This window comes from Herbiconiux sp. VKM Ac-1786 (assembly GCF_015350805.1).
In the GTDB taxonomy this organism is placed as follows: Bacteria; Actinomycetota; Actinomycetes; order Actinomycetales; family Microbacteriaceae; genus Herbiconiux.
This window is the reverse complement of the sequence record NZ_JADKSG010000001.1, coordinates 797,871-821,371: the sequence shown is the minus strand read 5'-3', so window position 1 is coordinate 821,371 and position 23,501 is coordinate 797,871. Positions and strand designations below refer to the sequence as shown.

Here is a 23,501-nt window from a genome sequence, read left to right as displayed (position 1 = left end):
GACGCATATGCCCCGCGGGGGAGACGGCGGAACGCCTAGGCTGGGGGCGTGGCCGCCGTCTCCCTCACGTTCATCGCCAAGCCGGGGTGTCATCTCTGCGACGACGCCCGCGGTGTGGTGCGCGAGGTCATCGACTCGCTGGCCCCCGCGGTCGAGGTCGAGGTGACCGAGCTGTCGATCCTCGACAACCCGGCGCTGAGGGACGAGTTCGCCGAGGAGATCCCGGTCGTGATGATCGAGGGCCGGGTCCACACCATCTGGCGGGTCGAGCCGGCCCGCCTCCGCACCGCCCTCCTGGAGGCCTCCGCATGATCCGTCACGTCGTCGCCTGGAAGGTCGCCGCCACCGAGCCCGCCGAGGTCGCCGCGGCCGCCGCCGAGATCACCCGGCTGCTGGCGTCGCTGCCGCCGCTCGTGCCGTCGATCTCGTCGCTCACCGTCGGTCCGAACATGGCCTACTTCGAGTCGAACTGGGACGTCGTGCTGGTCGCCGACTTCGAGACGCTCGCCGACCTCGACGCGTACCAGGTGCATCCGTCGCACCAGGCCGTCGTGCCGCAGATCAAGGCGCTCGTCTCCCAGCGGGCGGCCGTCGACTTCGAGCTGTGAGCGCGGGTTCCCCGCCCACGCCTTTCGAGGTCCGCACCGAACGGCTGCTGCTCCGTCGATGGCGAGCGGATGATCGGCCACCGTTCGCCGCGATGAACGCCGATCCCGAGGTGATGCGCTACTTCCCGGGGCCACTGACGCGCGGCGAGAGCGACGCCCTCGCGGCGCGGGCCGACTCCTCGTTCGAGGAGCACGGCTACGGGCTCTGGGCGCTCGAGCTGCCGGAGTCGGGGGAGTTCCTCGGCTTCACCGGGCTCACGCCGATGCCCGACGCGTTCGGCGGGGTCGAGGTCGGCTGGCGGCTGGCGCGGGCCTTCTGGGGCGCGGGGTATGCGACCGAGGCGGCGCGGGCGAGCATCCGCTTCGCCTTCGACACGCTCGGGCTCGACGAGGTGAGCTCGGTCACCTCGGTGCTCAACGAGCGCTCGCAGGCCGTGATGCGCCGGCTCGGCATGGAGCCGGTCGAGCACTTCGACAACCCACGGGTGCCCGCGGGCTCGCCGCTCGTGCCGCACGTGCGCTACGCGCTCGCGGCGCCTCGCCCGACGGCGTGAGCCGCGCCGGGCAGCGCCCTACGGCGTGAGCCGCGTCGGGCCGCGGAACAGGTAGACGACCTCGCGCAGGTTCGTCTGGTGCAGCATCAGCATCAGCACGCGCGAGAGGCCCATGCCGAATCCGCCGTGCGGCGGCACCCCGTAACGGAAGAAGTCGAGGTAGAAGCCGAGCTCCTCGGGGTCGAGACCCTTCTCCTTCGCCTGCTCGATCAGCACCTCGACGCGGTGCTCGCGCTGCGCACCGGTCGAGATCTCGACGCCGTTGTAGACGAGGTCGTAGCTGTTGGTGATCGTCTCGTCGCCCGCATTGCGCATGTGGTAGAACGGCCGGATGCTCGCCGCATAGTCGGTGAGGAAGACGAAGTCGTGGCCGTAGGTCTCCTTGACGTAGGCCGCGATCTGGCGCTCGCCCTCCGGGTCCATGTCGTCGTCCTCGCGGGGCACGACATAGCCGCGTGAGGCCACGATCTCCTTCGCCTCGGCGAGCGGGATGCGCGGGAACGGCTGCGTCGGAACCTCGATGTCGACGTCGAAGAGGGCCTTGATCTCCTCGCCGTGCTTCTCCTTCACGGCGCGGAGGCCCGCGACCATGAGCTCCTCGTGCAGCTGCATGACGTCTTCGTGCGAGTCGATCCAGGAGATCTCGGCGTCGACGCTCGTGAACTCGGTGGCGTGGCGGCTGGTGAAGCTGGGGTCGGCGCGGAACGCGGGCCCGACCTCGAAGACCTTGCCGAAGCCGGCGGGCTGGGCCATCTGCTTGAAGAACTGCGGGCTCTGCGACAGGTAGGCCTTGGTCTCGAAGTACTCGACCTCGAACAGCTCGGCGCGCGACTCGCTCGCCGAGGCCATCAGCTTCGGGGTGTGGATCTCGATGAAGTCATGCTCGACCCAGTAGGTGCGCCAGGCGTGCTCGAGCGTGGTCTGCACGCGGAAGACGAGGTTCTGCTCGGGGCGGCGCAGGTCGAGGAAACGCCAGTCCATGCGCTTGTCGATGCCCGAGTCGGCCGCGATCGGCGTCTCGGGGATGGCCGCGGTGACGACCTCGAGGCTCGCGAGCTTGACCTCGATGCCGCCGAGCTTCACGCGCTCGTCGTGCTTCAGCTCACCGGTGACGGTGATGAAGGAGCCCTGCGCCAAGCCGGAGATGGTCTCGGCGACCTCGGCGGTGTCGTCGGTGCGCGGGTTCACGAGCTGCACGGCGCCGGATTCGTCGCGCAGGACGACGAACTGCACCTTCTTCTGATCGCGAACGGTGTCGACCCAGCCCGAGACGGTCACCGGGCCGTCATCGAGGGCGGACAGGTTCTTGACGAGGGTGCGGGTGGAGGCGCTCACGGGTTCGGTCACGGTAGAGAAGTCTACCTGCGCCGCCGCGGCGCACGGGGGCCGGCGCCGGCGCAGGACCGAGCGGACCGGACTGCACGCCGGTGGGCTCGGACTGAGCGGCGGGACTGCACGCCCGGCTGCTCAGGGTCTAGGGGTGGATCGCTGCGTCAGGCCTTGCGGGTGGGCACGCGGTGGTAGCCGTCGATGCCGATGGCACGGACGGTGGCGGCGATGCCGGCGAGGGAGACGAGAGCGAATGCGGAGAGCGTGATGAGAGTCATGAGTAAGCCTTTCTGTCCTCTATTCCACCCCGTGAGACTGTTCAGCACAATCTCATAGTTCTACACGTCTCTTGTAGCGTGCCTTCACAATCGACGGACTCCTCGTTCTCGGCGAATGCTCGGGTGGTGCGCTCGTAGACTTGTCGGGTGCCCGCCCGCCAGATCCACCTCGTCCGCCACGGAGAAGTCTTCAACCCGAGCGGCGTGCTCTACGGCCGCATCCCGGGCTTCGGCCTCTCCGAACTGGGCCACCGCATGGCGGCGGCGGCCGCGGCCGACATCGTCGCGCGCGACCGGCCGATCGCCGCTCTCTACACCTCCCCTCTGCAGCGGGCGCGCGAATCCGGCCGCCCCATCGCCGAGGCCCTGGGTCTCGAGCCCTCGATCGAAGACCGCATCATCGAGCCCACCAACGCCTTCGAGGGCCGGCGCATGGAGGGCAAGGGCGGCGCACTCCGCGATCCGCGCATGTGGCGCTTCCTCTGGAACCCGTGGCTGCCGGCCTGGGGCGAGCACTTCACCTCGATAGCGGGGCGGATGCGCGCGGCGATGACCGACGCGCACGCCGCCGCCGAGGCGTCCGGCGAGGCGGGCGACGTCGTGATGGTCAGCCACCAGCTCCCCATCTGGATGGCGCACCGCTCCATCGTGGGCGAATCCCTCCCGCACGACCCCCGCAAACGCCGCTGCTCCCTGTCGAGCATCACGAGCTTCGAGCTGCGCGACGGCACGCTCGTCGAGGTCGGCTACAGCGACCCGGCCGCGGGGCTGCAGGCCGAGGCCACCGACGTGGGGGCGGTATGACGGTCACGTCTTCCCGATCCCGCTCGTCCCGCTCGCGTGCTCGCGTCGGCGTCGCCGCGGGTCTGGCGCTGGTCGCCCTGCTGCTGGCCGGATGCTCGAACGACCCCCTGGCCGAGCAGTACCTCGAGGGCAGCGGCAAGGGCTACATCTCGGGCGACGGCACCGTCACCGAGGTGAACGAGGCCGATCGCGGCGAGCCCATCGCGTTCGAGGGAACCGACGAGAACGGCGACCCCGTCAGCTCGGCCGACTACGCCGGGCAGGTGCTCGTGCTGAACTTCTGGTACGCCGGCTGCGCCCCGTGCCGGGCCGAGGCACCCGACCTCGAGAAGCTGAATACCGAGTACGCGGGCACCGGCGCCTCCTTCCTCGGGGTCAACGTGCGCGACCAGGCGGCCACCGCACGCTCCTTCGCCGAGAACTACGGCGTCACCTACCCCTCCATCATCGACACCGACGGCGCGATGCAGTACGCGTTCGCCGGAACGGTGGCCCCGAACGCGGTGCCGACCACGCTCGTGCTCGACACCGAGGGCCGCGTGGCGGCCCGCATCCTCGGCAGTGTGAGCGAGCCGGCCATCCTCGACACGCTGATCAAGACGAGCCTCGGCACGTTGCCCGAGCCCGGTGCGACCTCGTCCCCGTCGCCCACCCCGGCTGCCGGCTGACGTGAACAATCCCTTCGCCGAGATCGTCCTGAGCGGACAGCTGCTGCTCGCCATCCCGATCGCGCTCCTCGCCGGGCTGGTGTCGTTCGCGTCGCCGTGCGTGCTGCCGCTCGTGCCCGGGTACCTCGGCTACGTCAGCGGGATCGCGGGCATTCCCACCTCCACCGGCTCCTCCGAGGCAGAGGCGCGCAAAGCGGCGAAGGATGCCCGGCGGCGCATGCTCCTCGGCATCTCGCTCTTCGTGCTCGGCTTCTCGCTCGTCTTCCTCGCCTACTCGGCCGCGTTCGGTGCCCTCGGCACCTGGCTCTTCCGCTGGCAGGACCTGATCACCCGCATCATGGGTGTCGTCGTGATCGCGCTCGGGCTCGTCTTCATCGGCCAGTTCAGCTTCCTGCAGCGCACGCTGAAGCCCGCCTTCCGCCCGGCGACCGGCCTCGCCGGGGCCCCGCTGCTCGGTATCGTGTTCGGCCTCGGCTGGACGCCGTGCATAGGCCCGACCCTCGGCGCCATCCAGGCGCTCAGCCTCACCAGCGGCTCGGCCTGGAACGGCCTGCTGCTCGGCTTCTTCTACTGCATCGGCCTCGGCGTGCCGTTCCTGCTGGTCGCGCTGGGGCTGAACTGGGTGACCGGGTCGGTCGCATTCCTCAAGCGGCATATCCGCACAATCAACATCGTGGGCGGCGTGCTGCTGGTCGTCATCGGCCTGCTGATGGTGACCGGGCTCTGGTCGCTGTGGATCTACGAGCTGCAGGCGGTGATCTCCGGTTTTGTCCCGTCCATCTGATCACATCGACTCTCCCGACCCCGCGCGGCGGCCGTCGTTCGGCTCCGGCTCCGGGCCCGGCTCCGACGACGTCGCCCTGCCCAAGCTGGGCTTCGTCGGGTACCTGCGGTGGTTCTGGCGGCAGCTGACGAGCATGCGCACGGCGCTGTTCCTGCTGCTGCTGCTCGCCCTCGCGGCGGTGCCCGGATCGCTCGTGCCCCAGCGCGCGGCCGACCCGAACGGCGTCACTCAGTACTTCGTCGACAACCCCGACCTCGCGCCGGTGCTCGACAAGATCCAGGCCTTCGACGTCTACACCTCGGTCTGGTTCTCGTCGATCTACCTGCTGCTGTTCGTCTCCCTGATCGGCTGCATCATCCCGCGCACGAAGCACCACTTCGACGCGCTGCGGGCGAAGCCGCCCCGCACGCCGGCGCGGCTGTCGCGGCTGGCGGGGTTCACGACGCGGGAGGTGCCGGCGTCCACCGCCTCGAGTGCCTCGGCCGCCTCCGTCGTCGACTCGGCGCGGGCGCTGCTGAAGCGCCAGCGCTACCGCACCGTCGTGTTCACCGGGGTCGACCGGGCCACGGGTCTCGAGACCGCCTCGGTGTCGGCCGAGCGCGGCTACCTGCGCGAGACCGGCAACCTGGTGTTCCACTCGGCGCTCGTCGGCATCCTTCTGGCCGTGGGCATCGGCGGCGGGTTCGGCTACCAGGGCCAGCGCGTGGTCGTCGAGGGGCAGACCTTCGTGAACACCCTGCTCGCCTACGACTCGTTCAACCCGGGTCGCTTCTTCAGCGACGGGGCGCTCTCGCCCTACCAGATCACCCTCGACTCGTTCTCGGCCACCTACGAGACGCAGTCGCTCAAGGCCTTCGGCCAGCCGCTGGACTACACGGCCGCCGTCACCACCACCGACGCCGACGGCTCCGTCTCCGACGCCGACATCAAGGTGAACGACCCGCTGAAGATCGGCGGCACCGACGTCTACCTGCTCGGCAACGGCTACGCGCCGACGATCACGGTGCGGAACCCGGCGGGCGACGTCGTCTTCACCGACTCGGTGCCGTTCCTGCCGCAGGACGCCAACCTCACCTCCCTCGGTGTGGTGAAGGTTCCGGATGGCCTGCCCGACCAGGTGGGCATGATCGGGTTCTTCTACCCGACCCAGTCCGAGGCGCAGTCCGGCGTCTACTTCTCGTCGTTCCCCGACCTGCAGTACCCGGTGCTGACGCTGAACGTCTACGACGGCGACCTCGGATTGAACGACGGCGTCCCGGCGTCCGTCTATTCGCTCGACACCGACACCATGAACCAGCTCACGGGCGGCGCCACCGGCGTCGACTCGATCGAGCTGAAGCCCGGCGACACCGCCGAGCTGCCGAACGGCCTCGGCACCGTCTCGCTCGACGGCGTCAAGCGCTTCGCCTCCTTCGACGTGCACCACGACGCGACCCAGGGCTGGGTGCTGCTGTTCGCGCTGCTCGTGCTCGCCGGGCTGCTGACGTCGCTGTTCATCCCGCGGCGGCGGCTGTGGGTCAAGGCCACCGCGCGGGCCGACGGATCGGTGCACGTGGAGTACGCCGGACTGGCGCGCGGGGACGACCCGCGGCTGATGGAGGCGGTGGCGGCGCTGGCCGACAAGCACGCCGGCAGCGCTCCGGCGGACACAGCTCCGTCCACAGGCTCGCCGACTCCCGGCACACCCCCCGATACCAAGGCTTAGGCTTCTACCGTGACGCAAACCCTCGACGAGATCTCGATCATCCTCATCTACTCGGCCATGGCCGTGTACGCGCTCGCGTTCATCGCGTTCGCGCTCGATCTCGCTCGCCGCTCGTCGACGGTGAAGTCCGCCGTCGGGGCCTCGACGCCGGCCGTCGTGTCGACCGCGTCCGCCACGGTCATGCCCGAGTTGGCGACCGTCGGCGGCTCGTCGTCCGCCCGCCCCGTGCGGGGTTCTTCCGACCCCGATCCCGACTCCTCCCTGGTGTCGCTCGCCGGCGTCGATGCCGCCGGTCGGCGCTCGATCGCACTGCGCCTCGGCGTCTCGTTCACGATCCTCGCCTTCGTCGTGCAGCTCGCCGGCGTCATCCTTCGCGGCGTCGCGGCCTCGCGGGTGCCGTGGGCCAACATGTACGAGTTCTCGATCACCGGAACGCTGCTGATCGTCGCCGTCTTCCTCGTCGTGCTGCTGCGTGAAGACCTGCGCTTCCTCGGCACCTTCGTCACCGGCCTCGTGCTGATCCTGCTCGGTGTCAGCGCCGTCAACTACTACGTCAGCGTCGCCCCGCTGCCGCCCGCGCTGCAGTCGGCGTGGCTGGTCATCCACGTGCTGGTGGCCATCCTCGGCACCGCGTTCTTCGCCCTGGGCGGCGCGCTGTCGGTCATCCAGCTGCTGCAGACCAAGGGCGACTCGGTCTCGCGCCTCGCCACCACGCTGCGCCTGCGCTTCCTCAAGACCCTGCCCGACGCCGAGACCCTCGAGCGCCTGGCCTACCGGGTCAACATCGTCGGCTTCGTCTTCTGGACCTTCACGCTCATCGCCGGCGCCATCTGGGCCGAGCGCGCCTGGGGCCGGTACTGGGGGTGGGACACCAAGGAGGTCTGGACCTTCATCATCTGGGTGATCTACGCCGGTTACATCCACGCCCGGGCCACGCGCGGCTGGCGCGGCTCCCGCTCGGCCTGGCTCGCCATCGTCGGCTTCTCGGCCGTGCTGTTCAACTTCGGCGTGGTCAACGTGTTCTTCAAGGGTCTGCACGCGTACTCGGGGCTGTGATCGGCTGATCGTTCTCCTGGCTTGATCGACCCAGCGGTCAGCGGTCAGCGGGCGAGGTGGGCGTGGGTGCGGGTGACGCGCTCGGCCCACCACTGCCGGCGGGCATCCGTCGCCCGGTGCTCGACGAGCAGAGTGGGGTCGACGCGGGGGCGCTCGACTGGGATCGTGCCGGCGCGTGGGACGAGGCTCGCTTCCGGTAGCACGACGTCGCCGGTGAACAGGTCGACGGTGGCCAGGCCGCAGTCGTAGTCGAGCTCGGGCAGGGCAGCCGCCAGGTGCGCGCCCATCGCGATGCCCACCGAGCTCTCGAGCGCCGACGAGACGACCGCCGGCAGGCCCGCCTGGGCAACGATCCGCAGCGCGCGGGCCACACCGCCGAGCGGCTGCGCCTTGACCACGATCAGGTCGGCGGCGCCGGCGCGGGCCACCGCGATCGGGTCGTCGGCCTTGCGCACGCTCTCGTCGGCCGCGATCGCGATGCCGAGCGACTCGCCCACCCGCTCGCGGATCTCGACCAGCTCCTCCACGCTCGCGCAGGGCTGCTCGACGTACTCGAGGTCGAACTCGGCCAGGCTGCGGATGGCGTGCTCGGCCTCGTCGACGTTCCAGCCGCCGTTCGCGTCGATGCGCACCCGTCCCTCCGGGCCCACGATCTCGCGGGCACGGCGCACCCGCGCGATGTCGTCGTCGAGGGTCTGGCCGCGCTCGGCGACCTTGATCTTCACGGTGCGGCAGCCGTCGTACCGGGCGAGCACCTCCTCGACCTGCTCGACGGCCACGGCCGGCAGCGTGGCGTTGACGCGGATGCTCGTGCGCCCCTCCACCGCCGCGGGAACCTCGTTCCAGCCGAAGTCGATCGCCGCGCGCAGCCACGCGCTCGCCTCGGTGTCGCCGTACTCGGGGAAGGGGGAGAACTCGGTCCAGCCCCTCGGGCCGTCGAAGAGGGCGAGTTCCCGCACCGTCTGGCCGCGGAACCGGGTGTTCAGCGGGATGTCCACCACGTGCATCCGGTCGAGGAGGTCGTGGAGCTCGGGCAGGCTGTCTTGCTCGGCCAGGCCGTCTCGCTCGGGCAGGTCGTCGGTGTCGTCCACCTGCCCATCCTCGACCCCGCACCACTTCTGCACAATCGCGCAGGCTTCGCGCCTTCTGCACAATCTCCGCCGCCGAAGAACTCCCCGGCCCGACCCGCGTAGCCTTGCAGCATGACCGACCAGAGCACCGTCTCCGACATCTTCGACCCGTCCGCGTGGGTCGTCGCCCCGGGTTCCGAGGGCTTCACCGACATCACCTACCACCTCGACACCGAGGGTCAGGTGGCGCGCATCGCCTTCAACCGGCCCGCGGTGCGCAACGCCTTCCGGCCGAAGACGGTCGACGAGCTCTACAGCGCCCTCGACGACGCCCGGCAGAACCCGCGGGTGGGCGTGGTGCTGCTCACGGGCAACGGCCCGAGCCCGCGCGACGGCGGCTGGGCGTTCTGCAGCGGGGGCGACCAGCGCATCCGGGGCCGCGACGGCTACAAGTACTCCGATGAAGAGACGGCGGCGGGCATCGACCCCGCGCGTGCGGGCCGGCTGCACATCCTCGAGGTGCAGCGGCTCATCCGCTTCATGCCGAAGGTCGTCATCGCGGTCGTTCCGGGCTGGGCGGCCGGTGGCGGCCACTCGCTGCACGCGGTCTGCGACCTCACCATCGCGAGCGCCGAGCACGGCCGCTTCAAGCAGACCGACGCCGACGTCGGCTCCTTCGACGCCGGCTACGGCAGCGCCTACTACGCCCGCCAGATCGGGCAGAAGCTCGCCCGTGAGGTCTTCTTCCTGGCCGAGGAGTACAGCGCGCAGCGCGCCTACGAGATGGGCGCCGTGAACAAGGTGGTGCCGCACGCCGAGCTCGAGGGCGAGGCGCTGGCCTGGGCCCGCATCATCCTCGGCAAGTCGCCGACGGCCATCCGCATGCTCAAATACGCCTTCAACGCCGTCGACGACGGCCTGGTCGGCCAGCAGATCTTCGCGGGCGAGGCCACCCGCCTCGCCTACGGCAGCGACGAGGCGGTCGAGGGCCGCGACTCCTTCCTCGAGAAGCGGGCGCCCGACTGGTCGGCCTTCCCGTACCACTACTGATGCCGCACCCCACCCGCCCCACCCACCCCACCCACCGGCTGGAGGTCGGCCGATGACGCGGCCGCTCGAGGTCGTCAGCGGTTTGTCCGCCCCCGAACTCTCCGCGCGTCTGCGTGAGGCGCTGTCGAACGACGGCCCGGCGCTTCTTCCGCGCGAGGCGGGTGACGGGTCGCGGGGTGCGGCGGGCTCATCGATGCAGAACGCTGCTCCGCTCGGCGATGCCGGCGCGGGGGCCGCCGTGCCGCTGCCCCGTGAGGTGCCGAAGGCCGTGGCGCTCGTGATCGAGACGTCGGGGTCGACCGGGGTTCCGAAGCGGGTGGCGCTGAGCGCCGACGCGCTGCTCGCCTCGGCGGCGGCGTCCGAGCAGGCGCTCGGTGGGCCAGGGCAGTGGCTGCTCGCACTGCCGACGCACTACGTGGCGGGGGTGCAGGTACTGGTGCGGTCGATCGCCGCCGGGTCGCAGCCGGTCGTGCATCCGCCCGGCCACTTCTCGCCCGAGGCCTTCGCCGCCCTCGCCGGCCGGCTCGAGCTGCCGCTGCGGTTCAGCTCGCTGGTGCCGGCCCAGCTGGCCCGGCTGGTCGAGGCGGCCGAGGCCGACCGCGACATCCGGCGGGCGGTCGCGCGGTTCGACGCCATCCTGATCGGCGGGCAGGCCCTGCCCGATCCGCTGCGCGAGCGGGCGCTCGACCTCGGCTTCGCCGTCGTGCGCACCTACGGGGCGAGCGAGACCGCCGGCGGCTGCGTCTACGACGGACAGCCGATCGGCCGCACCGTCGTGCGCCTGAACGCGGGCGAGCTCGAGATCGCCGGCCCGTCGCTGGCCGAGGGCTATCTCGGCGACGACGAGCTCACGGCGGCCCGCTTCCACAGCGACGAGGGCCTGCGCTGGTACCGCACGAGCGACGCCGGCACGGTCGTCGACGGCGTGGTCACCGTCACCGGCCGCCTCGACGACCTCATCATCTCGGGCGGCATCAAGGTCTCGCTCGGCCGCGTCGAACGCCTCGTCCAGGCCCAGCCCGGCTTCGAGCAGGCCGTGGTCGTCCCCCGCGAGAGCGACCGCTGGGGCCAGGTCTCGGTCGTGGTCACCGAGGCCCCCGCCGCCGGAGCTGCGTCGGCCGGTGCCACGTCGACCCCCGCTGCGTCCGCCGACGGGCCCGTCGTCGAACTGTCTGGCCCGCGCCTCGACCGCCTCCGCGAGGCCGTGGTCGCCGAGGCGGGGCGCGCCGCCGCTCCCGTGGCTCTCGTGCACGTCCGCGACCTTCCACGCCTTTCATCCGGAAAGCCTGATCGGGTCCTCATCGAACGTCTCGTCGCGGCCGGGGCGCCCGGCGTCGCCGCGCCCGCCCCCGACCCCCGCGCGACGCAAGCGGCCAGTGAGGCGCCCCTGGCCCCGGCCAGCGGCGCGGCGCAAGCGGCAGGGCAGGCGCCCCCGGCCCCCGATCCCGGCGGGGAGCACGGGGTCGGCGGGGTGGCTCCCGTCCCACTCCCAGGCGACGCCGCGTCGCGAGAATAGAATCAGGCCCGATGTCCAAGACGAAGAAGCGCCCCTCCGGCCACCCCGCCCGCACCGCCACCCCGCGCACCGGCGCCCGCCCCGCCCCGGGTCGCGCGCCCACAGCGCGCGCGGCCGGCCCGCGATCGGCGGCCGGCGCGTGGATCGCGGGGGCGCGCATCCGCACCCTCACCCTGGGCATCGCGCCCGTCGCCATCGGAACCGGCGCCGGCATGGTCGCGAGCGACTTCGACATCTCCAAGACGCTCGTGGCGCTCTGCCTGCTCGTCGCGGTCTTCCTGCAGATCGGCGTCAACTACGCCAACGACTACTCCGACGGCGTGCGCGGCACCGACGACGTGCGGGTCGGCCCGCCCCGCCTCACGGGGTCCGGCCTCGTTCCGGCGAAGCGCGTGCTCGTGGTCGCGCTGGCCTTCTTCGGGCTGGCCGCCGCCTCCGGGCTCGCCATCGTCATCATCACCGGCCACTGGTGGCTGCTCGCCGTCGGCGCCGCCGCCATCGCGGCCGGCTGGTTCTACACCGGCGGCAAGCACCCCTACGGCTACTACGGCCTCGGCGAGATCTTCGTCTTCGCCTTCTTCGGTATCGTCGCCACCGCCGGCACCACCTTCATCCTCTCGGGCGACGTGAACTTCGAGGGCTGGGTCGGCGGAGTGGCCGCCGGAGCGATCGCCTGCGCGGTGCTGATGGCCAACAACATCCGCGACATCGACCAGGATCGCCTCGTCAAGAAGCGCACGCTGGCGGTGCTGATCGGGCGCACGGCCTCGCGCATCCTGTACGTGGTCTGGCTGCTGGTCGCCTACGTCGTGCTGGGCTTCTTCGCGCTGATCTACCCGAAGGCGTGGCTGGTCTTCTTCACCCTGCTGCTGACGGTGCCGGCCACGATCATCATGTTCACCGCGCGCACGCCCAAGGAATACGTCACCGTGCTGAAGCTCACGAGCTTCTTCGGGCTGCTCTACGGAGTCGGTCTCGGGCTCTCGTTCGCCTACTGAGTCACGGCGTGTGGGTGGGCGGGCTTGCTCACCCGGTCACTCACGGAGTGCGGCGGTCGGTGCCGTCGACGGCGCTGTCCTCGACGTCCTCGTCCTCGGTGGAGCCCGCCCGGCGTGCAGCGGTCGTGGAGTCCGCGGCGGGCACCGGCCGGCTCGCCTGCCCACGGTTCTGCCGCGCCTCGTAGAGCGTGCGCGACGCCTCCTCGCGAGGCTTCCGCAGGAAGATGATCGAGATGCAGAGCGAGATGATCGCGGCGATCACGGCGGCGATCCACGGTTCGATGCCCAGCAGGTAGAGGACGGTGAGCACGACGGCGAAGATCCCCAGCCGGATGAGGGTGTACACGAGCCACGTGCGTCCAGGATTCACACCACGAGTCTAGAACGGGCATCCTGACCGCCCGCTCGAAAGCCCGCCTAATGGGCTGCCCGGGGCCAGGCCGAGCACCCCGCCCGGGCCCGGCCGAGCACCCCGCCCCGGCCCGGCCTAGCACCCGCCCCGAGCCCGACCGGAACCCACCCGGACGACCCTGTGAATCCCGCCCCCAGCGCACGACGAACACGCAGTCCGCTCCCGGATGCCGGGGGTACAGTTACGACATGGCTCGCGTACTCCTAGCCCTCGTCATCGTGGTCGTGGCATTCACCGTGTACGCCCTCGTCGACTGCCTGATGGTGCCGAAGTCGCGCGTGAAAGCTCTTCCCCGTGTCGCCTGGGTCTTCATCATCATCCTGTTCACGCCGATCGGCGGCATTCTCTGGCTGGTCATCGGCCGCGGGCGCCGGTCGAACACGCCACCCGTGCGGGCGATGGGGCCCGACGACGACCCCGACTTCCTCGGCACCATCCGCCCTGTTCGCGATCCCGACGACGACGAGCGCCTCCGCGACCTCGAGCGCCGCCTCGCCGAGACCGACGACGAGCAGGACAACCCCCGCGCCGAACGGTGACCGTCAGCCCCGCGGCGACCTTCGCGCACCGGCTCGTCGACGCCTTCGTCGATCTCGGCGTGCGCCATGCGGTCGTCTCGCCGGGCTCGCGCTCGCAGGCCCTCGCCCTCGCCCTGGCCGACGCCGAGACGCGCGGCCGCATCACGCTCCACGTCCGCATCGACGAGCGGGCCGCCGCCTTCACCGCCCTCGGCCTCGCCCGCGAGTCGGGCCTGCCCGCGCTCGTCGTCACCACCTCGGGCACGGCGGTGGCGAACCTCCTCCCCGCCGTCGTCGAGGCGAGCCATTCGGGCGTGCCCATGATCGTGCTGAGCGGCGACCGCCCGGCGCACCTCCGCGGCACCGGCTCCAATCAGACCACGTGGCAGCCGGGCCTCTTCGGCCGCTTCACCCGTTTCGAGCTCGACGTCCCCCCGCCCACCCTCACCCGGCTTCCGGATGCTCGAGCCCTCGCCACCCGGGCCCTGTCGGCCGCCCTGTCCGCTCCGGCGCCGGCCGTCCCCGGGGGTGGCGGGCACGCGACCCGGAACGACGACTCACGGCGGGCCGGTGACGAATCGACGATGATCGGCGCCGGACCGGCGCATCTCAATCTGCAGTTCGTCGAGCCGCTCTCGGGGGACGTGCTCCCGGAGGAGGCGACGGTCGAGGACGACCTGGCTGACGCATCCGTCGACCACCTGGGCGGTGCGGTCGCATCCAGGGTCGCAGCGCCTCGCACCCTCCACCTCGACCGCGGCCCCCGCACCCTCGTCATCGCCGGGGCCGACGCCGGCGAGCGCGCCAACGCCTTCGCCCTGCATGCCGGCCTACCGCTGATCGCCGAGGTCTCGAGCGGCGCCCGCTTCGGCCCGAACCTCGTCAGCGCCTACCGAACCCTGCTCGACCACCCCGACTTCGGCGGCCGGGTCGAGCGCGCCGTCGTGTTCGGACACCCCACCCTCAGCCGCCAGGTGCCCGCCCTCCTCGCCCGCGACGACGTGCGCACGATCGTGGTGCGGGGTCACGGTGAGGCGGTGGTCCCGCATCCGGAGACCCTCGTCGTCGACGAGATCACCGCCGACCCCGACGATCGCAGCGACCGCGCGGCCCGGGCCTGGACCGGGCAGTGGGTCTTCGCCGGGCGCGAGCTGCTCGAGGAGCAGTCGGCGGCCGACGACGTGGCCGCGCCCCTGATCATCCCGGGCGGCGCGGCCGACGTGGCCGGCGCGCGCGAGTACGCGAAGGCCGAGCTGGCGGCGCTGCGGGCTCCGGTCACGCGCCGGTTCCTGGCCGACGCCGTGTGGCGGGCGACCTGGCCGCACGACCGGCTGGTGCTGGGGGCGTCGAGGCTGATCCGCGAGGTCGACACGGCGGTCGGCGGCAAGAAGATCGTCGTGCACGCGAACCGCGGCCTCGCCGGGATCGACGGAACCGTCTCCACCGCGATCGGCATCGCGCTCGCCGCGACCGAGGGCTCGGCGGCGGGCGGGCGCACGGGCACGACCCGCGTGCTGCTCGGCGACGTCACGCTGCTGCACGACGCCGGCGGCCTGAACGTGCCGCCCGGAGAGCCGCGCCCCCGAGTGCAGCTCGTGGTCGGCAACGACGGCGGCGGCACCATCTTCGACGGCCTCGAGGTGGCCGGCACGGCGGCGCGCGACCCCTTCGACCGGGTCATGTTCACGCCCCAGAACGTCGATCTGGCCGCCCTGGCGCAGGCTTTCGGATGGTCGTACCGCACCGTCTCCACCCGGGGAGACCTCGACTCGGCCCTCGCATCTCCCCCTGCGGGCTTCAGCCTGCTCGAGGTGCCGCTCTCGCGCTGAGCGTCCCGTCCTGCACCATCGCGGCGACTCCGGATCTTCTCCACAGAACCGCCCCGGCGACCTCGCTGTCAGCCCCGCGAACTAGGCTCGACCCGTGACCGAAACAACCGCATCCGCAGCTCTCGAGACCCTCAGCCGGGTCTTCGGGTACGACTCGTTCCGAGGCGACCAGGCGGAGGTCATCGATCACGTCATCGGGGGCGGCGACGCCGTGGTGCTCATGCCCACGGGTGCGGGCAAGTCGCTCTGCTACCAGGTGCCGTCGCTCGTGCGGCACGGCACGGGGGTCGTCGTCTCGCCTCTGATCGCGCTCATGCACGACCAGGTCGAGGCCATGAAGGCCGTCGGTGTGAAGGCGGCGTTCCTCAACTCCACGCAGGATGCGGGTGAGCGCGCCGGCGTCGAGCGCGACTACCTCGCCGGCGATCTCGACCTGCTCTACGTGGCTCCCGAGCGGCTGTCGAGCGAGAGCACCAAGCGCTTCCTCGAAAGCGGCGACATCGCGCTCTTCGCCATCGACGAAGCGCACTGCGTGTCGCAGTGGGGGCACGACTTCCGGCCCGACTACCTCGCGCTCGCCGAGCTGGCCGAGCGCTGGCCCGACGTGCCGCGCATCGCCCTCACGGCCACGGCCACCGAGGCCACTCACAAAGAGATCACGCAGCGGCTGTCGATGGGCGAGGCGAAGCACTTCGTGGCGAGCTTCGACCGGCCGAACATCCAGTACCGCATCGACCCGAAGGTCGAGGTGCGCAAGCAGCTGCTGTCGTTCATCCGCTCGGAGCACTCGGGCGACGCGGGCATCGTCTACGCGATGTCGCGCAACACCGTCGAGAAGACGGCGCAGTTCCTGGCGGCGAACGGGGTCGACGCCATGCCCTACCACGCGGGCCTCGACTCGCGGCTGCGGGCGCAGACCCAGGCGCGGTTCCTCCGCGACGAGGGTGTCGTGATCGTTGCCACCATCGCCTTCGGCATGGGCATCGACAAGCCCGACGTGCGGTTCGTGGCGCACATCGACCTGCCCAAGTCGGTCGAGGGGTACTACCAGGAGACCGGGCGCGCGGGCCGCGACGGTCTGCCGTCCACGGCGTGGATGGCGTACGGACTGAACGACGTCGTGCAGCAGCGCCGCATGATCGACGAGTCGCCGGGCGACCTCGCGCACCGGCGCCGGTTGTCGGCGCACCTCGACGCGATGCTCGCGCTCTGCGAGACCGTGAGCTGCCGGCGGCAGAACCTGCTCGGCTACTTCGGGCAGAAGAGCGAGCCGTGCGGCAACTGCGACACGTGCCTGACGCCGCCCGAGTCGTGGGACGGCACGGTGGCGGCCCAGAAGCTGCTCTCGACCGTCGTGCGGCTCGACCGCGAGCGCAACCAGCGCTTCGGCGCGGGTCACCTCGTCGACATCCTGCGGGGCAAGCGCACCGAACGGGTCGGGCAGTGGAAGCACGACGAGCTGAGCACCTGGGGCATCGGCACCGAGCTGAGCGAGCAGCAGTGGCGCGGGGTCGTGCGGCAGCTGCTGGCGCAGGGGCTGCTCGCGGTGAACGACGACGGCTACGGCACGCTCGTCATCACGGCCGACAGCGCGGCGGTGCTCTCGGGCGCGCGCACGGTGCAGCTGCGCAAGGAGGCCGAGCGCGTGGCGACCCGCGGCGGATCGAGCTCGGGGTCGGGCTCCTCGCGCGGCGGCAGCCGGTCCGCGGCGAAAGACGATCTCAGCGAGGCCGATGCGGCGCTGTTCGAGGAGCTGCGCGCCTGGCGGGCGGCCACGGCGAAGCAGCAGGGGGTGCCGGCCTACGTGGTGTTCCACGACGCGACGCTCGCGGCGGTCGCGTCGCTGCGCCCCGGCACGGTCTCGGCCCTCGAGGGCATCGCGGGCATCGGCGACCGCAAGCGGGAGTCCTACGGTGCCGGCCTCGTCGAGGTCGTCACGGCGGGCACCTTCGACCCCGCGTCGCTCCCGGCCCCCGATTCCGACGGTGAGGCTGCTCCCTCGGCTGCACCCGCGTCGACCGGCGCTCGTGGCTCGAGCGGTCGAGGCCGCTCCTCGGGCGGCGCGCGGCGCGACGGCAATCGGCGGCCGGGTGCGTCCCGGTTCACGGCTGCCGCCGAGCCTCCCTTCGACGATGTGCCGCCGTTCGACGACGTGCCGCCCGACGCGATCTACGACGAGGCGCCCCCGTACGACGACGAGGACGCTCCGCCGCTGTACCCCTGAGTGCCCGGCCCTGGGATGGGGTCGCTTGCTCCTGAGCGCGCGGCGCGGGGTGGGGCGGTGGCGGGAGGCGCGGGGGAGGCGGCAGACTCGGGGGATGACGTCTTTCGTTGCGACCGACATCGCCGCCGAGCTCGAGCGGGTGACCGCGCACTGGACCCCGCGGGTCGTCGGGCGGGTGAACGACCAGTACGTGAAGGTCGCGAAGCTTCTCGGCGAGCTCGTCTGGCACGCCCACGAGAACGAGGACGAGATGTTCCTCGTCGTCTCGGGCCACCTGGTCATCCAGCTCGAGGGCGCCGACGACGTCGAGCTCGGGCCGGGGCAGTTCTACATCGTGCCCCGAGGCGTGCAGCACAACCCCGTGGCGAAGGAGGAGGTGCACATCGTCCTGATCGAGACGGTCACCACCGCCCACACGGGCGACGTCACCGTGGAAGGAACCGTGCCCCTCGATCGTCAGCTGGGCGACTTCCGCTAGTCGGGAATCCAGTCGGAGCCCGTGCGGTCGTCGGGGGTGGCCGGCGGGGCAGAGGTCTGCGGCGCCTGCTCGCGGGCGGCAGCGACGGCGGCTGCCATCGCCACGTCGAAGTCGGCCTCGGGGTCGGCGAGCAGGTGCGCCGTGGCGAGGGCGTGGGCCCGGACGTCGGGGCGGGCATCCGTCGACGCGGTGTCGAGAGCGGCGCGCGACGCTTCGCCGAGGCGCACGAACGACTGCGTCAGGCTGAGCCGGAGGTCGCGGTCACCGCGCCCGAGCTGGGTCACCAGGGTGGTGGCAAGGGAGGCCCGGTGCGCGTCGTCGGGCGCCAGGCCCGAGGCGGTGCGCCAGGCGTTGCGGGCGACGATGTCGTCGGCATCCGTCAGCAGGGCGACCGTGATCGCCGGGAACGCGCGCGGGTCGCCGACCTTCGACAGCGTGTGCAGAGCCTGGCTGCGGGCCTGGGCGATCGGGGAGTCGAGCTCCGGCAGGAGCAGCTCGACCACGGTGTCGCGGTCGTGGCGGGTGAGCGCCCAGGTGAGCATGTCCCGCACGAAGAAGTCGGGCTCGACCCGGCACTGGCCGACGAGCACCCGCGCATAGGCGTCGGCCGGCCGGGTGCCCGCGGTGAGCGCGGCCTGCAGGCGGGACGACGCATCCGGGGCGCTGAGGGCGAGCCGGAGACGCGAGGCGGCACCGGTCGTGTCCGTGTCGCTCATCGCCCCGACCTCCCACCGGACGGGCGCGCCGCTCGGCCCGTCGTCGTCCAGCGTACGACGGCGGGCCGGGCGAGCGGGAGGAGGTCAGTCCTTCAGCAGCAGCGTGTACACCTTCGCGATGCGCCCGTCGCGGATGAAGCACGAGTCCACACCCCGCACCACCGGCGGCTGCCCCTCGGGCCCCAGGTTCCACGCCAGGTACCCCATGTCGTGGTTGACGTAGATCGAGCCGGCCTCCGAGAACACGAAGCCGGGGGCGCCCTCGAGCAGCGCTCCGGCCTTGGCGTCCAGGGCGTCCCAGCCTTCGACGACCTCGTCGGGGTCGAGGAACACCACGTCCTCGGTGTAGGTGCGCTCGATCGCAGCGCGCCTCAGGGCGGGGTCGCGCTGGCCGAAGACCTCGTGCAGGTTGGCCTTCATCAGGGTCTCGATCTGGTCGGTCATGGTCGTCTCATCTCTCTCGAAATAGGACCGTCCTCCGTGAAGACGGCCGCCTGCTTACTGCTCCCTCAGAACCATCCCGCGGATGCGCGCCCGCTCACAACCGTCATCTGACGTACCGCGCCCGAGCGCTCGCATGACTACGGTCGGGTATGCAGTCTTCGCTCCCCTCGGCCGCGCGGCTCTGCCGGGCCACCGGTCTGCACCGACGGAACGCTCCCGCCCCGGGCTGGGTCGACGACGACGGATCACCCGTGACCGACGCGGGTACGCTCGCCCGTCTGGCGGCGCTGAGCATCCCCCCGGCCTGGCGCGACGTCTGGGCGTCACCCGACCCGGAGGCGCGCGTGCAGGCCACCGGCGTCGACGCCCGCGGCCGCACCCAGTACCGCTACTCCACAGCGGCGCAGCAGGACGCCGCCGTGCACAAGTTCGCCGAACTGCTCCCGTTCGGCGCCTCCCTGCCCGCGTTGCGCACCCGGGTCGAGCAGCACCTGCTCGCCGATGCGGACGACCCCGCCCACGCGGTCCGCCGCGCCACCGCCGCGGCCGTGCGCCTGATCGACTGCGGACTCTTCCGCGTCGGCACCGAGCGCTACGCCCGCGACAACCACACCTACGGGCTGACGACGCTCACCCCGCGGCACGTCCGCGTCGACGGCCCCGCCATCGAGTTCACCTTCATCGGCAAGGAGCACCGGCCCTGGCACGTGGTCGTCGTCGACGAACCGGTCGCCCGGGTGATCGAGCGACTGGTGGCGGATGCGCCCGGCGACGACGACCCGCTCTTCTCGGTCGAAGCGGCGGGCGGCCGCTACGTGGTCGGCAGCGCGGCGGTCAACGCGTACATCCACGGGGCCACGACGGCGCCCGCCACCGCCAAGACCTTCCGCACCTGGGGCGGCACCGCGGCGGCGGCGGCCGTCACGGCGGGGGCCGTGCCGCCCGGCGGCACCCGCTCGGCCCGCCCCGATCTGCGGGCGTACGACGCGGCGGCCGAGCTGCTGGGCAACACCCGCGCGGTCGCGCGGCGCTCGTACGTGCATCCGTCGGCCCTCGAGGCGGGGCGCGCGCCATCGGTGCGAGCGGCGGTCGAGGCGCTCGCCGCAGCCGGGCCGGCCGAGCTCCGCACCGCGCTCGGCGACGACACCCTCGTGGCGGCCGTCGTCGCCGAGCTGCACCGACTCACCGCGATCGCGGGCTAGCCGCGGCCGAGCGCATCCCGCAGCGACGCTGTCGCCAGCCGCTGGCCGGGATGGCGCGGCTGACCGCCGCCGGGGCGGGCTGGGTGGCGCTCGTGGATGCCGACCGCGGCCGCGTCGGGCGGACTGCTCTCAGGCGCGGCAGCTGAGGGAGCTGAGGGTGGCGTCGGGGGTGGCTCCGGTGGCGACGTGGTCTCGCGGCAGGGTCGAGGCGGCCCGGAGCGTCCACCGGGTGGTGATCGAGGTCGACAGGGTCGTGCTGATCGTCATCGTCGCGCCGGCCGGCAGCGGCGACGTCAGCACGACGAGGCGGGACGTGGCACCCAGGTCGTTGACGATCGCGCCGACGCCGGTGACGGTGAGCTCGCCGATCGTCGTCACGCCCGTGACGGAGACGGAGATCGTCGTGCGCTCGGGCACCGCCGCGGTGGGACCGGCCGTGAGGAGGAGACCGGGGCGGCCCGATCCCGGCACCGAGCAGGAGGAGGTCAGGCGGTACGCGCCCACGTCGACGATCGATGCCGCGGCCAGCGGGGTGGCGACGGCGAGCGCCACGACCGGAGCGCTCCAGACGGCGGCCCGCAGCACCGCGCGGCGGGCGAGAGCGGTCTCCGGCGGATCGGTCGGTGAGGCTGGAGTCATCGTGTTCTCCCTGGCACGGCGGCGGGCTTGAGGCCCAGAATACGCACGGAGCAAGATTTTCGGGACTTCGGGGCGGGTCGATGCCAGAGTTCACTCATGACCGATTCCTCTCCGTCCGAGAACAGCACGAGTCACATGACGCCCGAGGTGCTGGCGGCGTTCAGCGACGCCTGGACCCGCCGCGACCTCGACGCTCTGATGAGCCACGTCACCGACGACTGCGTCTACAGCGCATCCGTCGGCCCTGAGCCCGGTCAGACCTGGTCGGGGAAGGAGCAGGTGCGGGAGGGCTTCGCGCTGATGCTCGCCTTCGACACGGGGCAGGAGCGGCACGAGGAGGAGAACCCCATCATCGCCGGGACCCGCGGTGCGGCCACCTGGTCGTTCACGGGGGCGGGCCCGGACGGGAAGATCCTGACCACGCGCGGCTGCGACATCTACGAGTTCCGCGACGGGAAGATCGCCCGCAAGGACGCGTTCCGGAAGGTCTACCAGGCCGAAGGCCACTAGCCGGTCGAGTCGGGCGCCTCCTCGGCGGCCTGCGGAGTGGTCGAGCGCAGGAAGTCGGCGATGACCCGGGCGCACTCAGCGGGTGAGTGGGACGTGGTGTCGACCTCCACGTCGTAGGAGACGCCGGTGTGGACGGCGGATGCCTGCCGCCGCGCCATGCCCGCCACCCGATCGCCGCGTGCGGCCTCGCGTGCCGCCGCGACGTCGGGATCGCAGCGGACGCCGACCCAGATCAGCGTCTCGGCACCGAGCGCCGCGCGAAGGCGTCGCTGTCCGGCGCTCCCGGACAGCAGCACCTCGTCGAGGATGACGTCAGCCCCCGAGGCGACCATCGAACCGAGTCCGGAGTACCAGGCGTCTTCGAGTCGCGTGTACTCGTCGCTGAGCAGCACGGCGCCGTCTGCATCGAAGACGATGCCGGATCGCGGGCTGTCGCCGCGGCCGGGGAGGGCCTCGATGAAGGTGTCGACGCCGAACGTCAGCCAGATCCCGGGCAGGAGCTCCTGCAGCGCGCGGGCCACGGACGACTTGCCCGAGCTCGACCCGCCGTTGAGCACGATCATCCTGGCGCTCGTTGTCGCTGGCATGCCTCGATCGTAGATCGTGCCCCTGCCTTGGGGCATTTCGCGACAGGTAGCCACCTCGGCGCGACAACCCGCGCACCGCGTCGAGCCCGCGCCGTAGGGTCGGCGGGCAGGCATCGCGCCTGCCAGGCGAGGGGGCCGCGTGCAGTACCCGGTGCACCACAACGACTCGGTCGCGATCGCCTGCCGGTTCATCCATGCCGAGGCCGGGGAGCCGATCGGGATCGCGCAGATCGCCGCCGCGGCGCATCTCTCCGAGCGCGGCCTGCAGCACGCCTTCCGGGCCACCCTCGGCACGACGCCCCTGACCTACCTGCGCCGGGTGCGCCTGGCCCGGGCCCACGACGACCTCGTGACGGAGGCCACGCGGCGGCAGACGGGCCGCACGACGACGACGGTGAACGAGATCGCCCGCCTGTGGCACTTCACGCACCCCTCGCGCTTCGCCGCCCTGTACCTGGCGCGCTACGGCGCCTACCCGGCCCAGACCATGCGAGACCCCGGCCCGGACCAGGCGGGCCCCGGCCCGGACCAGGCGGGGCCCACTCCCACCCCGACCGTGCGAGGCCGGGGCTCTGACGACCAGAGGATGGCCTGAAACCCGTCACGCCCTGCTGAGCACCTCGACGAGGGTGACCGCCCGCCGCGCCAGCCGGGCGGGGAGGATCACGTTCTGCGCCGCGGTCAGCGAGGGGATGAGGTTGTACGACTGGAAGACGAACGCGATGGTGCTGCGCCGCTGCTGCGCGAACCGTCGCGCCGAGAGCGCCGTGGTGTCGACGCCGCCGATGCGCACGGCGCCCCGGCTCGGGCGTTCGAGGCCGGCGAGGCAGTACAGCAGCGTCGACTTGCCCGAGCCGCTCGGCCCGACGACGCTCACCAGCTCGCCGGGCGCGACCGTCAGCGAGATGCCGTGCAGCACCTCGACCGGCTCGCCGCCGCTGCCGCCGGCGGTCCTCCCCGGCGCCGCGATGACGCTCCGCACGATGATTCCGCGTGGGCCGGTCGAGCGCATCCGTGCGAAGACGTAGCGGTACGCGCATCCGTCGATCGATGCGTCAGATGTCGGATGCGCGCCCGCCCGCCGCACGCGAGACTGTCGCACACCAGTCCAGACGAAAGGGGTTCCCCGTGGCCACATTCCGTGAGGAGTCGGCGCTCGCCGACGCCCGCAAGTACGCCAGCGCCGCCGCGTTCGACATCCAGCAGCTGCCCGACGAGTTCGTGTCGCAGCAGGCGCTGCACAACCTGCTCGCCGCGGTGGAGGCGCTCATCGTGGTGGTCGACGGGGCGACCTCGACCTCCGACGAGGAGTAGCCCCGATGGCATAGACGAGCACGGGGGCACACCCGACGCGGCCGGGCCGCCGGAGGGTTCGCCGTACTCGTTGATGAGCGTCGAGCAGATCCGGGCGTAGTACGCCTACACCCGCGGGGTATTCCCGCCTCTGTGTCGGTCGACCGGGCGCCGTGGAATCCCCAGTTCTGGGGCGAGCCGAGGACGGACGCGCTCCGGTAGGTTTCAA

27 protein-coding genes are annotated in these 23,501 nt (G+C 71.8%); 19 read left to right on the top strand and 8 right to left on the bottom strand.

Annotated elements, in window-relative coordinates:
- Window positions 1-48: 48 nt before the first annotated feature.
- From ITJ64_RS04075 to ITJ64_RS04065, 3 genes are read left to right on the top strand one after another with little or no spacing between them, the layout of a single operon-like run.
- A complete protein-coding gene (locus ITJ64_RS04075) occupies window positions 49-312 on the top strand; it encodes a glutaredoxin family protein (protein WP_194679474.1) in 264 nt (87 codons plus the stop codon).
- Window positions 309-608: a Dabb family protein gene (locus ITJ64_RS04070; protein ID WP_194679473.1), complete on the top strand. Its 300-nt coding sequence runs from the start codon at window positions 309-311 to the stop codon at window positions 606-608. Before ITJ64_RS04075 ends, ITJ64_RS04070 begins: the two co-directional genes overlap by 4 nt.
- Window positions 605-1,162: a GNAT family N-acetyltransferase gene (locus ITJ64_RS04065; RefSeq protein WP_370545030.1), complete on the top strand. Its 558-nt coding sequence runs from the start codon at window positions 605-607 to the stop codon at window positions 1,160-1,162. The genes ITJ64_RS04070 and ITJ64_RS04065 overlap by 4 nt, the downstream gene beginning before the upstream one ends.
- Before the next feature lie 18 nt (window positions 1,163-1,180).
- Here the strand turns inward: ITJ64_RS04065 and aspS are convergent, their stop codons facing one another.
- Entirely contained in the window at window positions 1,181-2,509 is a 1,329-nt protein-coding gene (gene aspS, locus ITJ64_RS04060) for an aspartate--tRNA(Asn) ligase (RefSeq protein WP_370545029.1), read from the bottom strand.
- A gap of 407 nt (window positions 2,510-2,916) precedes the next feature.
- Here aspS and ITJ64_RS04055 point away from each other — a divergent pair, with 407 nt between their 5' ends.
- The 5 genes from ITJ64_RS04055 to ccsB are packed head-to-tail and all read left to right on the top strand — an operon-like array spanning window position 2,917 to window position 7,786.
- The gene (locus ITJ64_RS04055) at window positions 2,917-3,573 is read left to right on the top strand and encodes a histidine phosphatase family protein (protein ID WP_194679472.1); all 657 of its coding nucleotides are present in this window, start codon (window positions 2,917-2,919) and stop codon (window positions 3,571-3,573) included.
- Window positions 3,570-4,241, top strand: a complete 672-nt coding sequence (locus ITJ64_RS04050) for a TlpA disulfide reductase family protein (protein WP_194679471.1) — start codon at window positions 3,570-3,572, stop codon at window positions 4,239-4,241. The genes ITJ64_RS04055 and ITJ64_RS04050 overlap by 4 nt, the downstream gene beginning before the upstream one ends.
- A gap of 1 nt (window position 4,242) precedes the next feature.
- Window positions 4,243-5,025, top strand: a complete 783-nt coding sequence (locus ITJ64_RS04045; protein ID WP_370545028.1) for a cytochrome c biogenesis CcdA family protein — start codon at window positions 4,243-4,245, stop codon at window positions 5,023-5,025.
- Window positions 5,009-6,730 carry a cytochrome c biogenesis protein ResB gene (locus ITJ64_RS04040; protein WP_370545027.1) on the top strand — a complete coding sequence of 574 codons (1,722 nt, stop codon included), beginning with the start codon at window positions 5,009-5,011 and terminating at the stop codon, window positions 6,728-6,730. Before ITJ64_RS04045 ends, ITJ64_RS04040 begins: the two co-directional genes overlap by 17 nt.
- Before the next feature lie 9 nt (window positions 6,731-6,739).
- Window positions 6,740-7,786 carry a c-type cytochrome biogenesis protein CcsB gene (gene ccsB, locus ITJ64_RS04035; protein ID WP_370545025.1) on the top strand — a complete coding sequence of 349 codons (1,047 nt, stop codon included), beginning with the start codon at window positions 6,740-6,742 and terminating at the stop codon, window positions 7,784-7,786.
- A 44-nt stretch (window positions 7,787-7,830) separates the two neighbouring features.
- Here ccsB and ITJ64_RS04030 read toward each other — a convergent pair whose 3' ends face one another.
- On the bottom strand, window positions 7,831-8,877 hold the full coding sequence (locus ITJ64_RS04030; protein WP_370545024.1) for an o-succinylbenzoate synthase: 1,047 nt from the start codon (window positions 8,875-8,877) through the stop codon (window positions 7,831-7,833).
- 111 nt (window positions 8,878-8,988) lie between these two features.
- Here ITJ64_RS04030 and ITJ64_RS04025 point away from each other — a divergent pair, with 111 nt between their 5' ends.
- From ITJ64_RS04025 to ITJ64_RS04015, 3 genes are read left to right on the top strand one after another with little or no spacing between them, the layout of a single operon-like run.
- Entirely contained in the window at window positions 8,989-9,906 is a 918-nt protein-coding gene (locus tag ITJ64_RS04025) for a 1,4-dihydroxy-2-naphthoyl-CoA synthase (protein ID WP_194679470.1), read from the top strand.
- 52 nt (window positions 9,907-9,958) lie between these two features.
- Window positions 9,959-11,422 (top strand): AMP-binding protein, encoded by a 1,464-nt coding sequence (locus ITJ64_RS04020; protein ID WP_194679469.1) that lies wholly within the window; start codon window positions 9,959-9,961, stop codon window positions 11,420-11,422.
- 11 nt (window positions 11,423-11,433) lie between these two features.
- Window positions 11,434-12,420: a 1,4-dihydroxy-2-naphthoate polyprenyltransferase gene (locus ITJ64_RS04015; RefSeq protein ID WP_194679468.1), complete on the top strand. Its 987-nt coding sequence runs from the start codon at window positions 11,434-11,436 to the stop codon at window positions 12,418-12,420.
- Between the two features lie 40 nt (window positions 12,421-12,460).
- Here the strand turns inward: ITJ64_RS04015 and ITJ64_RS04010 are convergent, their stop codons facing one another.
- Window positions 12,461-12,790 (bottom strand): DUF4229 domain-containing protein, encoded by a 330-nt coding sequence (locus tag ITJ64_RS04010; protein WP_194679467.1) that lies wholly within the window; start codon window positions 12,788-12,790, stop codon window positions 12,461-12,463.
- 230 nt (window positions 12,791-13,020) lie between these two features.
- Here ITJ64_RS04010 and ITJ64_RS18780 point away from each other — a divergent pair, with 230 nt between their 5' ends.
- From ITJ64_RS18780 to ITJ64_RS03995, 4 genes are all read left to right on the top strand, one after another.
- Window positions 13,021-13,371: a PLD nuclease N-terminal domain-containing protein gene (locus tag ITJ64_RS18780; RefSeq protein WP_228507655.1), complete on the top strand. Its 351-nt coding sequence runs from the start codon at window positions 13,021-13,023 to the stop codon at window positions 13,369-13,371.
- Window positions 13,368-15,179 (top strand): thiamine pyrophosphate-binding protein, encoded by a 1,812-nt coding sequence (locus tag ITJ64_RS04005; RefSeq protein WP_370545023.1) that lies wholly within the window; start codon window positions 13,368-13,370, stop codon window positions 15,177-15,179. The genes ITJ64_RS18780 and ITJ64_RS04005 overlap by 4 nt, the downstream gene beginning before the upstream one ends.
- Before the next feature lie 94 nt (window positions 15,180-15,273).
- The gene (recQ, locus tag ITJ64_RS04000; protein WP_194679465.1) at window positions 15,274-17,403 is read left to right on the top strand and encodes a DNA helicase RecQ; all 2,130 of its coding nucleotides are present in this window, start codon (window positions 15,274-15,276) and stop codon (window positions 17,401-17,403) included.
- A 94-nt stretch (window positions 17,404-17,497) separates the two neighbouring features.
- Window positions 17,498-17,881, top strand: coding sequence for a cupin domain-containing protein (locus tag ITJ64_RS03995; protein ID WP_194679464.1), 384 nt, complete (start codon window positions 17,498-17,500; stop codon window positions 17,879-17,881).
- Here the strand turns inward: ITJ64_RS03995 and ITJ64_RS03990 are convergent.
- Window positions 17,878-18,597 (bottom strand): HEAT repeat domain-containing protein, encoded by a 720-nt coding sequence (locus tag ITJ64_RS03990; RefSeq protein WP_194679463.1) that lies wholly within the window; start codon window positions 18,595-18,597, stop codon window positions 17,878-17,880. The genes ITJ64_RS03995 and ITJ64_RS03990 overlap by 4 nt on opposite strands.
- An 84-nt stretch (window positions 18,598-18,681) precedes the next feature.
- A complete protein-coding gene (locus ITJ64_RS03985; RefSeq protein WP_194679462.1) occupies window positions 18,682-19,041 on the bottom strand; it encodes a nuclear transport factor 2 family protein in 360 nt (119 codons plus the stop codon).
- Window positions 19,042-19,190: 149 nt separating this feature from the next.
- Between ITJ64_RS03985 and ITJ64_RS03980 the strand changes: the two genes are divergently transcribed.
- Window positions 19,191-20,243 (top strand): DNA topoisomerase IB, encoded by a 1,053-nt coding sequence (locus tag ITJ64_RS03980; protein ID WP_194679461.1) that lies wholly within the window; start codon window positions 19,191-19,193, stop codon window positions 20,241-20,243.
- A 129-nt stretch (window positions 20,244-20,372) separates the two neighbouring features.
- Here the strand turns inward: ITJ64_RS03980 and ITJ64_RS03975 are convergent, their stop codons facing one another.
- Complete coding sequence (locus ITJ64_RS03975; protein WP_194679460.1) at window positions 20,373-20,882, bottom strand: hypothetical protein; 510 nt, start codon at window positions 20,880-20,882, stop codon at window positions 20,373-20,375.
- Between the two features lie 96 nt (window positions 20,883-20,978).
- Between ITJ64_RS03975 and ITJ64_RS03970 the strand changes: the two genes are divergently transcribed.
- Window positions 20,979-21,392 (top strand): nuclear transport factor 2 family protein, encoded by a 414-nt coding sequence (locus ITJ64_RS03970; protein ID WP_194679459.1) that lies wholly within the window; start codon window positions 20,979-20,981, stop codon window positions 21,390-21,392.
- On the opposite strand, the gene ITJ64_RS03965 is transcribed toward ITJ64_RS03970, so the two are convergent.
- On the bottom strand, window positions 21,389-21,979 hold the full coding sequence (locus tag ITJ64_RS03965; protein ID WP_228507653.1) for a chloramphenicol phosphotransferase CPT family protein: 591 nt from the start codon (window positions 21,977-21,979) through the stop codon (window positions 21,389-21,391). The genes ITJ64_RS03970 and ITJ64_RS03965 overlap by 4 nt on opposite strands.
- Before the next feature lie 139 nt (window positions 21,980-22,118).
- On the opposite strand from ITJ64_RS03965, the gene ITJ64_RS03960 reads away from it, so the two are divergent.
- Entirely contained in the window at window positions 22,119-22,574 is a 456-nt protein-coding gene (locus ITJ64_RS03960) for a helix-turn-helix transcriptional regulator (RefSeq protein WP_370545022.1), read from the top strand.
- Window positions 22,575-22,580: 6 nt separating this feature from the next.
- Here ITJ64_RS03960 and ITJ64_RS03955 read toward each other — a convergent pair whose 3' ends face one another.
- Window positions 22,581-23,081: an ATP-binding cassette domain-containing protein gene (locus tag ITJ64_RS03955; RefSeq protein ID WP_370545021.1), complete on the bottom strand. Its 501-nt coding sequence runs from the start codon at window positions 23,079-23,081 to the stop codon at window positions 22,581-22,583.
- Between the two features lie 26 nt (window positions 23,082-23,107).
- On the opposite strand from ITJ64_RS03955, the gene ITJ64_RS03950 reads away from it, so the two are divergent.
- Window positions 23,108-23,293 carry a hypothetical protein gene (locus tag ITJ64_RS03950; RefSeq protein ID WP_194679458.1) on the top strand — a complete coding sequence of 62 codons (186 nt, stop codon included), beginning with the start codon at window positions 23,108-23,110 and terminating at the stop codon, window positions 23,291-23,293.
- The last annotated feature ends 208 nt before the right edge of the window (window positions 23,294-23,501 follow it).